The sequence below is a fragment of the Nakamurella sp. PAMC28650 genome (genome assembly GCF_014303395.1).
Classification (GTDB): Bacteria; Actinomycetota; Actinomycetes; order Mycobacteriales; family Nakamurellaceae; genus Nakamurella.
The window spans coordinates 3502444-3516762 of record NZ_CP060298.1 but is presented as its reverse complement, the minus strand read 5'-3'; the positions used below and the strand labels follow the sequence as shown (position 1 = coordinate 3516762).

Genomic DNA, 14319 nt, shown 5'->3' with positions numbered 1-14319 from the left:
GACATCTCGGCCTTCCCACATACTGCCGCAACCGGGAATACGCCGTGCACCGGAGATGCTGCCGTTGGGAGAGACCGCGGCGGGCTGCTCTGCGGTCAGCGAGAGGGGCGCGGGCAGGACGGGTGCGAACCTGCGGTGACCAGATCGGCCACGGCCGCCCGCGGATCACCGCTGGTCACCAGGCCTTCACCGACCAGCACCGCATGGGCGCCGGCACCGGCGTAGGCCAGCAGGTCAGCGGTCCCCCGGACCCCGGATTCGGCGATCGTCACGATGTCGGAGGGCAGACCCGGGGCGATCCGAGCGAAGACATCACGGTCGACCTGCAGGGTCGTCAGGTCGCGGGCGTTGACGCCGATCACCCTGGCGCCGGCCTCGAGGGCCCGGTCGGCCTCCTCCTCGGTGTGCACCTCGACCAGGGCGGTCATGCCCAGGGATTCGACGCGTTCGAGCAGACCGTGAAGGACCGGCTGGGCCAGGGCCGCGACGATCAGCAGCACCAGATCGGCGCCGTGTGCCCGCGCCTCGTGAACCTGGTAGGGGGAAACGATGAAGTCCTTGCGCAGCACCGGGATGTCCACGGCTGCGCGCACGGAATCCAGGTCGGCCAGCGACCCGCCGAAACGGCGGCCCTCGGTGAGCACGGAGATGGCGCGGGCTCCGCCGGATTCGTACGCGACGGCCAGCGCAGCGGGATCGGAGATGGAGGCCAGCCGACCCTTCGAGGGGCTGGCGCGCTTGACCTCGGCGATCACACCGACGCCGGGTCCGCGAAGGATGGACAGCACCGGAAGGGGTGTTCGGGCTCTGGCGGCCGCCGCCTTGACCGCGGAGAGTGGAACGGCGGACTCGCGGGCAGCGAGATCCTCCCGCACCCCCTCGAGAATCGCGTCCAGCACACTCACCGGCTCGTCTCCCTCGTGACAATCGGGGGCCGTCGGTCTGTGGGAAGCGGCGGGGAAGATCAGCTACATCCGTCGGATCGCGCAGTCCAGCCGGCCCTCCGGACGATCCGAGTGATCGGGGCCCGGACGGTTTGTCCAGTAGGTCCGTGACCTACTGGCGTTCATGTTAGCTGCCCTCGACGACGTCTTCGGACACCCCCGGGTCGGCGCACGACCGCCTACGGGTCACGGCACTTCCGGAGCCGTGGGACCGGATGCACCCGGAATTTCGACGAAGCCCTCGACTCCGCCACCCGTCGGATCCTGACCGGCGTCCAGGGCTTTCCACCACCCGGCGGCCGCGTCCGCGTCGGCGGCGGGATCGAGATCGGCCGGCACGGCGGGCGTCTTCTGTCTGTTCGGGGCGTCGTACCTCGCGCCGAGACCACGGCGCGCGCCGTACCCCAGCAGTACCAGCAGACCGGCGAAAGCGACCACCACGCCGCCGACCGCTCCGAGCAGGGGGCCCGCGGCGTGCAGCTGGGGCGGCCCGGACGATTCCACCGGCCGCGTCAGATCGGTGTGCAGGGACCCGGGTGCCGCAACGAGTCCGGCGACCGACAGACCGGTCGCCAGGCCCCCGCCGAGCAGCAGGAGCCCGCCGACGGCGCGCCGCAGGACCCCCGAAGTGGCCAGAGCCGCGCCGAAACCGGCCAGGCCGATCAGCGCGACCGGGATCAGCAGGGGGTCGGTTCGGCCGCCGGTCGCCTTCGTGGAGACCGCTCCGGACAGCGAGTCGACGTGCGTCTGCGTCCACCACGTCAGGGCCGACGCGCCGGCCAGGGCCGCTGCACCGAGGATCACCAGCAGGGCCAGGACCGCCGGGCGTCGACGAGAACTCATCGCGAGGCCTCAGCCGTGCGGGTGCCGGCCGTCTGGCCACCGGCCGTCCGGCCACCGGCCGTCCGGCCACCGGCGGCGGATCTCAGGGTGGCGGCCGCGGTGACCGCACCGATCACCGCCGCGGCCTTGTTCTGGCACTCCGCGTCCTCGTTCGCCGGTACCGAGTCGGCCACGATCCCGGCGCCGGCCTGGACGTGCGCGACCCCGTCGACGAGCACGGCGGTGCGGATGGTGATCGCGGTATCGGCGTCGCCGGCGAAGTCCAGGTAGCCGACCACTCCCCCGTAGATCCCGCGACGGGCCGGCTCGAGTTCGTCGATGATCTGCATGGCACGGGGTTTCGGTGCCCCCGACAGCGTGCCGGCCGGGAAGCAGGCCGTCAGAGCATCGAAGGCGCTCCTGCCGGGCGCCAACGAGCCGGTGACCGTGGAGACGATGTGCATGACGTGGCTGTAGCGCTCGATGGTGAAGAAATCGACGACCTTCACGGTGCCGGGCGAGCAGACCCGGCCCAGGTCGTTTCGCCCGAGATCGACGAGCATGACGTGCTCGCTGCGTTCCTTCACGTCGGCGAGGAGATCCTTGGCCAGCAGGATGTCGTCCTCCTCGGTCGCGCCGCGCGGGCGGGTGCCGGCGATCGGGTGCATCGTCACGTGGCCGTCCCGGACGGTGACAAGGGCCTCCGGTGAAGAACCGACGACGGCCAGTGGACGGCCCTCCGGCGTCGGTAGCTGCACCAGGTACATGTAGGGCGACGGGTTGGTCGCCCGGAGCACCCGGTAGATCTCCAGCGGCTCTGCCGTGGTGGGGACGTCGAACCGCTGGGACAGCACGATCTGGAAGGCGTCGCCGGCCCGGATGTGCTCCTTGGCGACCTCGACCATCTGCCGGTACTCGGCTCCCCCGGTGCGGCGGCTGAAAACCGGCTCCGGCTGCTCGAACACGCCGGCCGGCACGGCGGCCGGTTGCCCGAGGGTGCCCGTCATGTCCTCGATCCTGGCCACCGCGTCGTCGTAGGCGGCATCGACCCGTTCATCGGTGGCGTCCCAGTTGACCGCGTTGGCGATCAGCGTCACGGTGCCCTCGTGGTGATCCAGCGCGGCCAGGTCGGTGGCCAGCAGCATCACCATCTCCGGCACCCGTAGTTCGTCGGCCGGTTCACTTCCCGGCGTGCCGATCCGCTCCAGTCGTCTGACGATGTCGTATCCGAGGTAGCCGACCATCCCGCCGGTCAGGGGAGGCAGTCCGGGGAGTGCCTCGGTGTGCAGCAGGCGCAGGGTCTCGGCCAGCGCGGCCAGCGGGTCGCCGCCCATCGGGAGCCCGGTCGGCGGCGTCCCGATCCAGTGGGCCTGCCCGTTCTGCTCGGTGAGGGCCGCCGCGCTCTGCACCCCGACGAACGACCACCTCGACCAGGACCTGCCGTGCTCGGCCGACTCCAGCAGGAAGGTTCCGTCGCGGCCCGCCGCCATCGTTGCGTAGAGCCCGACCGGGGTCACCGAGTCGGCCAGCAGTCGCCGCGTCACGGGGATGACCCTGCGGTCGCGGGCCAGCGCACGGAATTCCTCCCTGGTCGGCGAGATCGCACCGAGAGCCGGCGGGCCGCCCGCGCGCGTGGCCGGCGGGGTGCCGACCGTCCTGGCCGCGGTCGAGGGTCCTGCGATGAGCTCTGCGGCGGTGGCCGCTGGGAATGCCATGGTCGTCATTCTGCCGCTTCCCGGCGGCGGTGCCCGCCGTTGCTGCCGGTCCGGCCGCAGACCGGACCAGCAGGCCCGCGGTCGTGGTGACGGACTATTCTCCTGCCGATGTGCGACCAGTTGAGCGTCACCGCCCTGGAGACCATCGCCGCCCGAGGTTGGCGGGGCACCTCGACCCTGCGGATCGGCGACTGGTTGCTGCGGGCCGGAAGCGGCTTCACCGGACGGGCGAACTCGGTGCTGCCCTTAGGTTCTGCCGGTTGCCCTCTGGATGCGGCCCTGGACCAGGTAGCGGACTTCTATGCCGAACAGGGGTTGCCGCCGAAGATCCAGATGCCCCTCGATGAACCGGGGTCGCCTCTGTCGGAGCTCGACCGCGAACTGCAGGACCGCGGGTGGAGGAGGTCCGACGATGCCATCGTGATGATCGCCTCGTTGGCAGCTCTGCTGGAAGCGTGTCCGCCAGACCCGACCTTGCCTGCGGCTTCGCTCGAACCCGTCCCGTCGATCGGGTGGCTGGCCGGCTACCACTACCGCGGCCGCCCGCTCCCGCCGGCGGCCGTCGCGGTGCTGGTCAACGCAGACTCGCCGGTCTTCGCCTCGGTGTCGCCCGCGGACGGCGGCGACATCGCGGGAGTCGGGCGCGGGGTGATCGACGACGGTTGGCTCGGCGTCACCGCCGTGACCGTGGGAGAGCGGCATCGGCGGACGGGGGTCGGTCGGCAGGTGATGGGCGAACTGGGTCGTTGGGCGGCCGACCGGGCAGCACACTCCGTCTACCTGCAGGTGGACAGCCTCAACGAAGTAGCCGTGGCGATGTACGGGCGGCTCGGCTTCACCCAGCACCACCGCTACCGTTACCTGTCCTCGCCGGAGGCCTGAACCGGGGCCAATCGCGCCGATCCCGGCGACGTCAGACCACGCCGGTCCGGTCTGCGACCGGCCTCGAGCCACTTCTGGCGGCCCCTGTGTGCGCGCGCAGGGTGCCCCTTCTGCGCGCGCAGAGGGCAGTGCCGGCACTTTCGGGACGATGCCCGCCCCCGTTGGGCCCCCATCGTCGATACCGAAGGTCTCCGTACCCCGACTACGGGGACTCAGACCTTCGGTCTCGACGGTTTCCGAGATCCGTGCGGCCGAACAGCGCGTGGCGGCCGGCCCGATCGCCTTCCTGACCGGCATTGCGCCCGCCGGCGGCCGTTTCAGCGCCTCCGCGATCTCCCGGTCCGCAGATTTCCTGTTCCAGATCGGCGGGCGCGGCCGGGCACAGTTGGTCCCTCCACCGGAGGTCTCGCGTTCGGTGTAGCGCGGGCCGGCCACAGGGCCCGGCAGCGACAGCGGCCGTGCCGGTCAGCCGAGCAGACCGTCGTCGAAGCAGGTCCTGGTGCCCGTGTGGCAGGCCGCCCCGGTCTGGTCGACCATGACCAGCAGTGCGTCACCGTCGCAGTCGTGCCGGAGCTCGACGACCCGCTGATGGTGCCCGGAGGTCTCACCCTTGACCCAGTACTCGTTGCGAGACCGTGAGAAGTACGTGGCCTTCGCGGTTTCCATCGTCCGGCGGACGGCTTCGGCGTCCATCCACGCCACCATCAGCACCTCTTTGGTGTCGTACTGCTGCGCCACCGCGCAGACCAGCCCGGCGTCGTTGAACCTCAGGCCCGCGATCTGCCGGGCCAGCCGGCCCCCGGCCGCCGTCACGGTCTTGCCCCGACCGGGATGCGCCGCACCGGATGTCCGGCCGCGGCCAGCTCGGCCTTCACGTCGTCGATCCGGAAGGTGCCGAAATGGAACACCGAGGCGGCCAGCACCGCGTCCGCGCCCGCGGCGACCGCATCGGGGAAATGGCCCAGCGTGCCCGCCCCGCCGGAGGCGATCAGCGGGACACCCACCGCCGCGCGGATCTGCCGCAGCATCTGCAGATCGAAGCCGGCCTTGGTGCCGTCGGCGTCCATCGATGTCAGCAGGATCTCGCCGGCACCGGCCTGTTCGGCCCGGACCGCCCAGTCGACGGCGTCGATCCCGGTCCCCTGGCGACCGCCGTGGGTCGTCACCTCGAAACCGCTGGCGCAGTGGGCATCGGCTGTGCGGCGGGCATCGATGGCGATGACGACGCACTGCGAGCCGAACCGTCTGGCCGCCTCGGACAGGAACTCCGGGCGGGCCACCGCCGCCGAGTTGATCGACACCTTGTCGGCACCCGCCCGGAGCAGGGCGTTGATGTCGTCCGTGGTGCGGACCCCGCCGCCGACGGTGAGCGGGATGAACACCTGTTCCGCGGTCCGCCGGATCATCTCGTAGGCAGTCTCGCGGTTGTCACTGGTGGCGGTGATGTCCAGGAAGGTGAGCTCGTCGGCGCCCTCGGCGTCGTAGAGGCGGGCCATCTCCACCGGGTCGCCGGCGTCGACGAGGTCCACGAAGTTGACACCCTTGACCACGCGGCCCTCCGAGACGTCCAGGCACGGGATGACGCGGATCGCAACGGACATGGCCCCAGCCTATCCGCGCTGATCAACTTCGCCGGCGCGCACGAACTCGTCGACTCGCGTCACTCCAGTCCCCAACGGGCCAAGTTGATCAGCGCGGCCGAAGTTGATCAGCGCGGGCCGGGCGGGGCCAAGGGGCACCGGGCAGCACAGGGGCCACCGGGCGGGGCCAAGGGGCACCGGGCGGGGCCAAGGGGCACCGGGCAGCACAGGGGGCACCGGGGCCAGGCGAGTCAGGCGAGTCAGGCGAAGGTGACCGCGGCCAGAGCTTCCGGCAGCGTGAAGGCCCCGGCGTACAGGGCCTTGCCGACGATCGATCCTTCGACACCCACCGGTCCCAGAGCCGCCAGTGCCACCAGGTCGGCGATCGACGAGACCCCGCCACTGGCCACCACCGGAGCCTGGGTCACGGCGCAGACCTGTTGCAGCAGCTCGATGTTCGGCCCGCGCAGGGTGCCGTCCTTGGTGACATCGGTGACCACGTAGCGGGAGCAGCCCTGCGCATCCAGTCGCGCGAGGACCTCCCACAGGTCGCCGCCGTCCTGCGTCCACCCACGCGCGGCCAGCGTGCTGCCCCGGACGTCGAGCCCCACCGCGACCTGATCGCCGTACCGGGCGATGGCCGAGGCGCACCACTCGGGGTTCTCCAGCGCGGCGGTGCCGATGTTCACGCGGGTGCAGCCGGTGGCCAGCGCCGCCTCCAGCGACGCGTCGTCGCGGATGCCGCCGGAGAGCTCGACCTTCACGTCCAGGATGCCGACCACCTGGGCCAGCATCCCGGCGTTGGACCCGCGCCCGAATGCGGCGTCGAGATCGACGAGATGGATCCACTCGGCGCCGTCGGCCTGCCACGCGAGAGCGGCGTCCAGCGGCGCGCCGTAGGTGGTCTCGGTGCCGACCCGGCCCTGGACCAGGCGGACGGCCTGGCCATCGGCGACGTCGACGGCGGGAAGGAGTTGGAAGGTCACGACCGGAAAGACTACGGGGCCCCCGGGTAGTCATCTTCCAGCGAGCGCCAGCGACACATTTCGTCGCTCACACTCCCGCAGCGGTCATCATGGCGTGCGGCACCAGAAGGCCCAGGGCCGGTCGCCGATCCGGGCCACCACGAGGGTGTGGGCCAGCGTGGTGTCCTTGGTCATCGCGGGACGGAGTCGTTTGCGCAGTTCGTCGGGAATGACGGAAGTCCCCCGCTGTTTGATCTCCACGGTCCCGGTACCGTCCCGGCGGATCCAACCGGACACCGTCCTGACCGAGTAGGGCGCCGAGTCCAGCACCCGGAAGCCGCGCACCCCGTCCGGCGGCCGCGGCCCGGACAGGTAGGCCAGGTGCGGATCGAGTTGGGTCAGACCGTGCCGCGCCGCGTAGTGACGGACCAGGTGGGCTCGGACGACAGCCGCATCCGGATCGACGATCCAGTCGCCCACCACGTCCGCGGGTGCTGGTCCAGAGGACAGTTCTTCCGGGTCGGCACTGGTCAGTTCGAACCCGGCACCGGTCGACGACAGCACGGTGGCCCGCCGGGCCACCGTGGCCAGTTCGGCCGGCCAGAGCACCGCCTCCCGTGCCCCTCCGTCCAGCGAGACGACCTCCACCTCACCGGCGCGACCCAGGCTTTCGTAGTCGATACCGGGGGGTAGGCGCAGCACGGGTGGACGCGACGCGTGCACCCGGTCGAGGTCGGCCACCGAAGGGAGGGTCTCGACGGAGGTGATCCGCCGCCCACCCGACTCACGACGGGCCGGATCGGCATACGGCAGCAGGCCCCGGCTGACCGTGGTGAGGGCGTCGGCCACCAGCAGCCTGGCCGGTAGTCCGGAAGCCACCAGGTTGTGGGCGGCCATCCGCACCCGGACCGGATCGAGGTCCGACCCGATCGCCGGATCGCAGTGCGGCAGCAGGGCCACCAGATCGGCCCCGATCGAGCACGTCAGATCGTGCACCCCGATGCCGGCCAACCGTTGTGCCCGGTGGCGCGCGACCGGACCGGGCGTGGCCTGCTGGAGGGCTTCGTCGGTGAAGAGCCAGCCGGCGGCGATCTCGCCGAGCTTGGGGACGGCACGGCGGCGGAGTCGCACCGTCTCCACGATCGCAGCCGCTCGAGGACCGCAGAGGGCGCGCAGCGCCGTCAGGTCGGCCAGCATGGATCCCTCGGTGAGGGGCCGATCCGCGGCGGCGCAGAGTGCGTCCTGGCCGGCGCCGGACGTCAGGTAGTCCAGATCGGCCGGATCGAACCGGTACCCCGCGCTCATCGCCCCGAGAGGCCGGCCGGGCCCCGGCCATCCCCGATGGACGCCGGCAACCGCTTGGACGCCGGCAACCGCCTGGACGCCGGCAACCGCTCCCCGTCGGCGACGAACGCCCTGACGTCCGCGCATCGGCCCACCGCGGAGACGGCCGCCAGCAGCCCCGGGCAGACCTGCGAGTCGTCGCCGTGCGGTCGAGCCGGTCGGATCACCCCGACCGCCCCGGCGACTACCGGCCTGACGAATTCCGGTTCCGACATGGCGACCTCCCCCGGTGGTTCGAGCGTCGCAGCACTCAGTTCGCGTGCGCGAAGTAGCGCCCGTCCCGCCGGTCCAGCAGCAGCGTCATCCCGAAGGTTTCCGACAAGGCCGCCGCCGTCAGGGTTTCCGCCACCGGGCCCTGCGTCACCACCTTGCCCTGCTTCAGCAGCAGGAGGTGCGTGAAGGCGGTCGGGATCTCCTCGACGTGGTGCGTCACCAGGACGGTCGCCGGCGCACTGGGATCAGCCGCCAACCGGGACAGCCGGGCCAACAGGTCCTCCCGGCCGCCGAGGTCGAGGCCGGCGGCGGGCTCGTCGAGCAGGAGCAACTCCGGGTCGGTCATCAGCGCCCTGGCCGCCAGGGCCCGCTTGCGCTCGCCCTCGGACAGGGTGCCCCACAGCCGGTCGGCAAGCCGGGCGATCCCCATGGCCTCGAGCAGTTCCCCCGCCCTGGCGAAGTCCATCTCGTCGTACCGCTCACGCCACCGTCCCATGACCCCGTAGCCCGCCGACACCACGATGTCGATGACGGTCTCCTGCGATGGCACCCGCGAGGCCACGGCGGCAGAGGACAGCCCGATCCTGGACCTCAGCTGCATCATGTCGACGGCGCCGAGACGTTCGCCGAGGACGTGCGCCCGTCCGGAAGTGGGATGCATCTGCGCGGCGGCGATCTGCAGCAGGGTCGTCTTGCCGGCGCCGTTCGGACCCAGGATCACCCAGCGCTGATCGGCATCGACGTTCCAGCTGAGCGCGTCGAGCAGCAGGGTCGTGCCCCGCCGGACCGTGATGTCCCACAGATGCAGGACGGAATCGGCACCGGGCCGGATCGTCATCGTCACGCCGGTCATTGTGTCCTACCGCGAGCACCGGCCGTCGACGGCCACACCCGCCGGCGCGCGTTCGCCTGCGACACGCACCCTGGTCGCGAACGAGCCGACCGGAGCCGGGAGAATCACCGTTCATGTCGACCGTCTCCTCCGCGTCCCCCGCGCCCCGGGGCGGTGGCCCCGACCGAAAATCCCGTGTCCCGACGCCGGTCCCGGCCGGATCCAGCCCGTTCCCCGGCGACCCCTTCCCGCTCGGCGCGACGCTCACCGATCGCGGCACCAACTTCGCGGTGGTCGCCGACGACGCCGACTCCGTCGAGCTGTGCCTGGTGGACGCACTGGGCAACGAGCAGCCGATCCTCCTGCAGGACAGGCGGTACGGCATCTGGCACACCTTCGTACCGGGGGTCAGGGCCGGGCAGCGGTACGGCTACCGGGTCAACGGCCGCGATCGATCAAAGATCCTGCTGGACCCCTACGCGCTGCGCGTGGACACCACCGACTACGACCTGATGGCAGCGTCCGCCGTCGGGGTCGACACCCTGGGCAAGGTGCCGCTGGGGATCGTCGTCGAGCCGGTCAGGGTGCGCGGGGAACGCCCAGGGGTCCCGTGGGAGCACACGGTCATCTACGAGGCCCACGTCGCCGGCCTGACGCGGCTGCATCCGGAACTACCGGCCGCCCTGCGCGGCACCTACGCCGGCATCGCCCACCCGGTGATCGTCGACCACCTGCGAAGGCTCAAGGTCACCACGCTCCAACTCCTGCCGGTGCACGCCCACACGGCCGAGCCGGGGCTGGCGGCCACCGGACGCCGCAACTACTGGGGTTACTCGACGTTGTCCTTCTTCGCGGTGCACCCTGGCTACGCCTCGGTGCCCGGGCAGGAGCTCACCGAGTTCGCCGCGATGGTCGACACGCTGCACGCGGCCGGCATCGAGGTGGTGCTCGACGTGGTCTACAACCACACCTGCGAGGGCGGATCCGATCTGCCGGTGGAACTCTCGTGGCGCGGGCTGGCCCCGGACACCTACTACCTGCCGTCCGGACACGACATCACCGGGACCGGACTGACCCTCGATCCGCGGACGTTGACGGTGGTCAGGATGATCACCGACTCGCTGCGCTACTGGGCCACCCACCTCGGCGTGGACGGGTTCCGGTTCGACCTGGCCTCGGTGCTCGGCCGGCCGGGCGGCGGCGCCTTCGACGCCGGATCGGCCGTCCTCACGGCCATTGCGGCCGACCCCGTGCTCTCCCGCTGCAAACTGATCGCGGAGCCGTGGGATGCCACCGGCGAGGGCTACGCCGTCGGCCGTTTCGGGACGCAGTGGGCGGAGTGGAACGACCGTTTCCGCGACTCGATCCGGGACTTCTGGCGCGGCGTCGGCGGGGTACGTGAACTCGGGTACCGCCTGTCCGGCTCGGAAGACCTCTACGGCGGGACCCGCGGGCCGTGGGCCTCGGTCAACTTCGTCACCGCCCACGACGGGTTCACCCTGCGGGACGTCGTGTCCTACGACGGCAAGCACAACGAGGCCAACGGCGAGCGGAACCGGGACGGCACCGACAACAACCGGTCCTCCAACTATGGTGCGGAGGGTCCCACGGCGGATCCGGCGATCCTGGCCACCAGGGCGCGGCAGGCCCGCAACATCGCCGCCACCATGCTGCTGTCCACCGGTACCCCGATGCTGCTCGGCGGCGATGAGATGTGGCGTACCCAGCAGGGCAACAACAACGCCTACTGCCAGGACAACGCGATCAGCTGGGTCGACTGGTCCTCGGTGACGAACCGGGATGACGACGACCGGAACACGGCGGCCGCCCGGATGCTCGAGTTCGTCCGCCGGACGGCCTCGGTGCGGGCCGAGGCACCGGCCCTGCACCAAGGGGAATTCTTCGAGGGCCGCGCCCCGGTCGGCGGAGACGGGGTCCCCGACCTCGTGTGGTTCAACCAGAGCGGCGAACGGATGACCGATGCCGACTGGTTCGACGGGGACCGCCGCACGCTGCAGATGTGGGTCGACGGGCGGGATGTGCGGGGACACTCCCCCGACGGCGGCGCACTGACCGACCACTCGTGGTTGCTGGTCCTGCATTCCGACGCACAGGACATCGAGATCACCCTCCCGGGTGCGCCGTACGGCGAGGCCTATTCGCCGGTGCTGGACACTGCCGCTCCGACGGGCGGGCCGGCCGACCCGAGCCCCCTGTCCGCCGGCGTGGAGATGACGATGCCCGGGCGCACGCTGTGGCTCCTACGCGCCCACCGCACCTCCGAGGCCTGAGCGGGTCCAGGCGGGCCGTCTGCGGCGTTGTCGCGCACGTCGATACAACAGCGGTATCGCCTCCCGCTCCGCCTGGCAGCCGGCCCACCTGGCACCCGCTCCACCGCTACCGGATGGTGACAACCATCAGGCAGTCGTGACCAGCCCCAATTCGGCTGCAGACGCCAGGAGTTCGTGCCTGGGAAGCACCCGGACCGTGTACCCGACCGCGCCGGAGCGGGTCAGCGGCAGCTGCGCCTCGTAGCGGTACCCGTCGCCGTTGCCGACGAACGTCATCGGCATGGTGGTCACCTCGTGCAGCTGCTCGGTGGCGTCGACCCGGCCGGTGACGGCCTGCACCTCGACGTCCTCCGGCTCCAGGCCACCGAGGTCGACGTAGGCGCGGACGGTCATGACGTTGCCGAGCGAGGGCTCCTGACCGATGCCGGAAGTGTCGACGCTGGTGACGCGGATCCGCGGCCAGGCCTCCCGGACCGTGTCCTTCCAGGCCGAGAGCGACTTCGCGACGGTGAGGTCGCTGGTGGTGGCCCGGCTGAAAGTGGCTGCGGGCGAGTAGTAACCGGTCACGTAGTCCCGCACCATCCGGGTCGCCTGGACGCGTGGCCCCAGGTAGGACAGCGTGTGCCGCACCTTCTCGACCCAACCGTCCGGACGGTCCTGCGCGCCGCGGTTGTAGAAGAGCGGGGCGACCCGCTGCTCGATCAGCTCGTAGAGGGCGGAGGCCTCCAGATCGTCCCGGCGGTGCTCGTCGGCGATGCCGTCGGCGGTCGGGATGCTCCACCCGTCCTGACCGTCGTAGAGCTCGTCCCACCAGCCGTCGGAGATCGACAGGTTGAGCGAGCCGTTCAGGGCCGCCTTCATCCCCGACGTGCCGGACGCCTCCTGCGGGCGGATGGGGTTGTTCAGCCAGACGTCCGCGCCGGCGCACAGGACCGAGGCCATCCCCATGTCGTAGTCGGGGAGGAAGGCGATCCGGTGCCGGATACCGGCATCGTCGGCGAACCTGACCATCTCCTGCATGAATCGCTTGCCGTACTCGTCGGCCGGATGGGCCTTGCCGGCGATGACGATCTGCACCGGTCGGTCCGGGTTCAGCAGGATGGCCTTCAGACGGGCGGGGTCGCGCAGCATCAGCGTCAGACGCTTGTAGGTAGAGACCCGTCGGGCGAACCCGATGGTCAGGATCTCCGGATCCAGGATCGTCTCGGTCCAGCCGAGTTCGGCCGACGAACTGCCCCGCAGCAGCCACGACTGCTTGACCGCCGAACGGGCCATCGTGACGAGCCGGCCCCGCAGGGTCTGCCGCAGCTCCCAGAGACGTTCGGCGCTGACCCGGCCGGCGGCCGGCCACTCCGAGGCCGACGCGAGATCCTGCCAGTCGGACATGTCGCCGGCGACGTCGTACATCTCCCTGGCCGCCCAGCTGGGCAGGTGTACGCCGTTCGTCACCGACCCGATCGGCACCTCCTCCGGCTCGAAGCCGGGGTACAGGCCGGCGAACATCTCACGGGAGACGACGCCGTGGAGCTTGGCGACCCCGTTGGCCCGCTGCGCCAGCCGCAGACCCATGTGGGCCATGTTGAAGCGGGACGGGTCGTCCTCGGCCCCGAACGCGATGACGTCGTCGACCTGGAGACCGGGCAACAGTCTCGAGGTCCCTTCGTGGTCGCCGTCCAGGTAGTGCCGCACCAGGTCGACCGGGAAGCGGTCGATGCCGGCCGGCACCGGGGTGTGCGTGGTGAACACGGTGCCCGCACGGACGGCCGAGACGGCCTCGTTGCAGGTCAGCCCGTCGGAGGCGATCAGCGATCTGATGCGCTCCAGACCGAGGAAGCCGGCGTGGCCCTCGTTCATGTGGAATACCTCGGGCAACGCATGACCGGTGGCCTCGCAGAACGCGTTGACGGCCCGGACGCCGCCGACGCCCAGCAGGATCTCCTGCTTGATGCGGTGGTCCTGGTCGCCGCCGTAGAGACGGTCGGTGGTCGACCGGAGCTCGTCGTCGTTGGACTCGTTGTCGGCATCGAGCAGCAGCAGCGGCACCCTTCCGACGTTCGCCTGCCAGATCCGGGCGGTCAGCTCGCGGCCACCCGGCATCGGCACGCTGACCGAGAGCTGCTCCCCGTCGGCTCCCAGCACCCGCTCGATCGGCAGGCCCTGGGGATCGTGCGCGGGGTAGTGCTCCTGCTGCCAGCCGTCGGCCGACAACGACTGCCAGAAGTAGCCGTAGCGGTAGAGCAGGCCGACACCGATGATCGGCACGCCGAGGTCGGAGGCCGACTTGAGGTGGTCACCGGCCAGGATGCCCAGGCCACCGGAGTAGATCGGGAGCACCTCCGAAACGCCGAACTCCATCGAGAAGTAGGCGATGGAGCTCGGCATCACCACCCCGTCCGGGGCGATCTCGATCTGGTGCTGGTACCACCGGGGCTCGCTCAGGTAGGAGTTCAGGTCGCCGGCCAGACCGTGCATCCGGTCCAGGAAGTGATGGTCCCGGGCGAGCTCCTCCAGCCGGGCCACCGACACGGCACCGAGGAGCTTGAGCGGGTCGCCCTCGAAGCGTTCCCACAGCGGACGGTCGATGTCGGCGAACAGATCCTGGCTCGCAGGATGCCAGGACCAGCGCAGATTTCGGATGAGCGCCCCGAGCGGCAGCAGCGACTCGGGCAACTGGGGGCGGACGGTGAACCGTCGGAGAGCCTTCACAAGAAGAAAATCTACTGGGTCCGGC

13 protein-coding genes are annotated in these 14319 nt (G+C 70.9%); 3 read left to right on the top strand and 10 right to left on the bottom strand.

Annotated elements, in window-relative coordinates:
* Positions 1-95: 95 nt before the first annotated feature.
* From trpC to H7F38_RS15945, 3 genes are all read right to left on the bottom strand, one after another.
* Entirely contained in the window at positions 96-905 is an 810-nt protein-coding gene (gene trpC, locus H7F38_RS15955) for an indole-3-glycerol phosphate synthase TrpC (protein WP_187090776.1), read from the bottom strand.
* 225 nt (positions 906-1130) lie between these two features.
* Entirely contained in the window at positions 1131-1787 is a 657-nt protein-coding gene (locus H7F38_RS15950) for a Trp biosynthesis-associated membrane protein (protein WP_187090775.1), read from the bottom strand.
* Positions 1784-3481 carry an anthranilate synthase component I gene (locus tag H7F38_RS15945; RefSeq protein WP_187090774.1) on the bottom strand — a complete coding sequence of 566 codons (1698 nt, stop codon included), beginning with the start codon at positions 3479-3481 and terminating at the stop codon, positions 1784-1786. Before H7F38_RS15945 ends, H7F38_RS15950 begins: the two co-directional genes overlap by 4 nt.
* Positions 3482-3589: 108 nt before the next feature.
* Here H7F38_RS15945 and H7F38_RS15940 point away from each other — a divergent pair, with 108 nt between their 5' ends.
* Entirely contained in the window at positions 3590-4363 is a 774-nt protein-coding gene (locus tag H7F38_RS15940) for a GNAT family N-acetyltransferase (protein WP_187090773.1), read from the top strand.
* Between the two features lie 148 nt (positions 4364-4511).
* Positions 4512-4784 carry a hypothetical protein gene (locus H7F38_RS15935; protein WP_187090772.1) on the top strand — a complete coding sequence of 91 codons (273 nt, stop codon included), beginning with the start codon at positions 4512-4514 and terminating at the stop codon, positions 4782-4784.
* Positions 4785-4828: 44 nt separating this feature from the next.
* Here the strand turns inward: H7F38_RS15935 and hisI are convergent, their stop codons facing one another.
* The 6 genes from hisI to H7F38_RS15905 form a co-directional block, all read right to left on the bottom strand.
* A complete protein-coding gene (gene hisI, locus H7F38_RS15930) occupies positions 4829-5176 on the bottom strand; it encodes a phosphoribosyl-AMP cyclohydrolase (RefSeq protein WP_187090771.1) in 348 nt (115 codons plus the stop codon).
* Positions 5173-5964, bottom strand: coding sequence for an imidazole glycerol phosphate synthase subunit HisF (hisF, locus tag H7F38_RS15925; RefSeq protein ID WP_187090770.1), 792 nt, complete (start codon positions 5962-5964; stop codon positions 5173-5175). Before hisF ends, hisI begins: the two co-directional genes overlap by 4 nt.
* Before the next feature lie 239 nt (positions 5965-6203).
* Positions 6204-6929: a bifunctional 1-(5-phosphoribosyl)-5-((5-phosphoribosylamino)methylideneamino)imidazole-4-carboxamide isomerase/phosphoribosylanthranilate isomerase PriA gene (gene priA / locus H7F38_RS15920; RefSeq protein WP_187090769.1), complete on the bottom strand. Its 726-nt coding sequence runs from the start codon at positions 6927-6929 to the stop codon at positions 6204-6206.
* Between the two features lie 87 nt (positions 6930-7016).
* On the bottom strand, positions 7017-8213 hold the full coding sequence (locus tag H7F38_RS15915) for a class I SAM-dependent methyltransferase (RefSeq protein WP_187090768.1): 1197 nt from the start codon (positions 8211-8213) through the stop codon (positions 7017-7019).
* Positions 8210-8467 (bottom strand): hypothetical protein, encoded by a 258-nt coding sequence (locus tag H7F38_RS15910; RefSeq protein ID WP_187090767.1) that lies wholly within the window; start codon positions 8465-8467, stop codon positions 8210-8212. The genes H7F38_RS15915 and H7F38_RS15910 overlap by 4 nt, the downstream gene beginning before the upstream one ends.
* A 35-nt stretch (positions 8468-8502) precedes the next feature.
* Entirely contained in the window at positions 8503-9303 is an 801-nt protein-coding gene (locus H7F38_RS15905; RefSeq protein WP_187094754.1) for an ABC transporter ATP-binding protein, read from the bottom strand.
* Positions 9304-9431: 128 nt separating this feature from the next.
* Here H7F38_RS15905 and glgX point away from each other — a divergent pair, with 128 nt between their 5' ends.
* Positions 9432-11588: a glycogen debranching protein GlgX gene (gene glgX / locus H7F38_RS15900; protein ID WP_187090766.1), complete on the top strand. Its 2157-nt coding sequence runs from the start codon at positions 9432-9434 to the stop codon at positions 11586-11588.
* 126 nt (positions 11589-11714) lie between these two features.
* Here the strand turns inward: glgX and glgP are convergent, their stop codons facing one another.
* Positions 11715-14294, bottom strand: coding sequence for an alpha-glucan family phosphorylase (glgP, locus tag H7F38_RS15895; RefSeq protein ID WP_187090765.1), 2580 nt, complete (start codon positions 14292-14294; stop codon positions 11715-11717).
* Between the last annotated feature and the right edge of the window lie 25 nt (positions 14295-14319).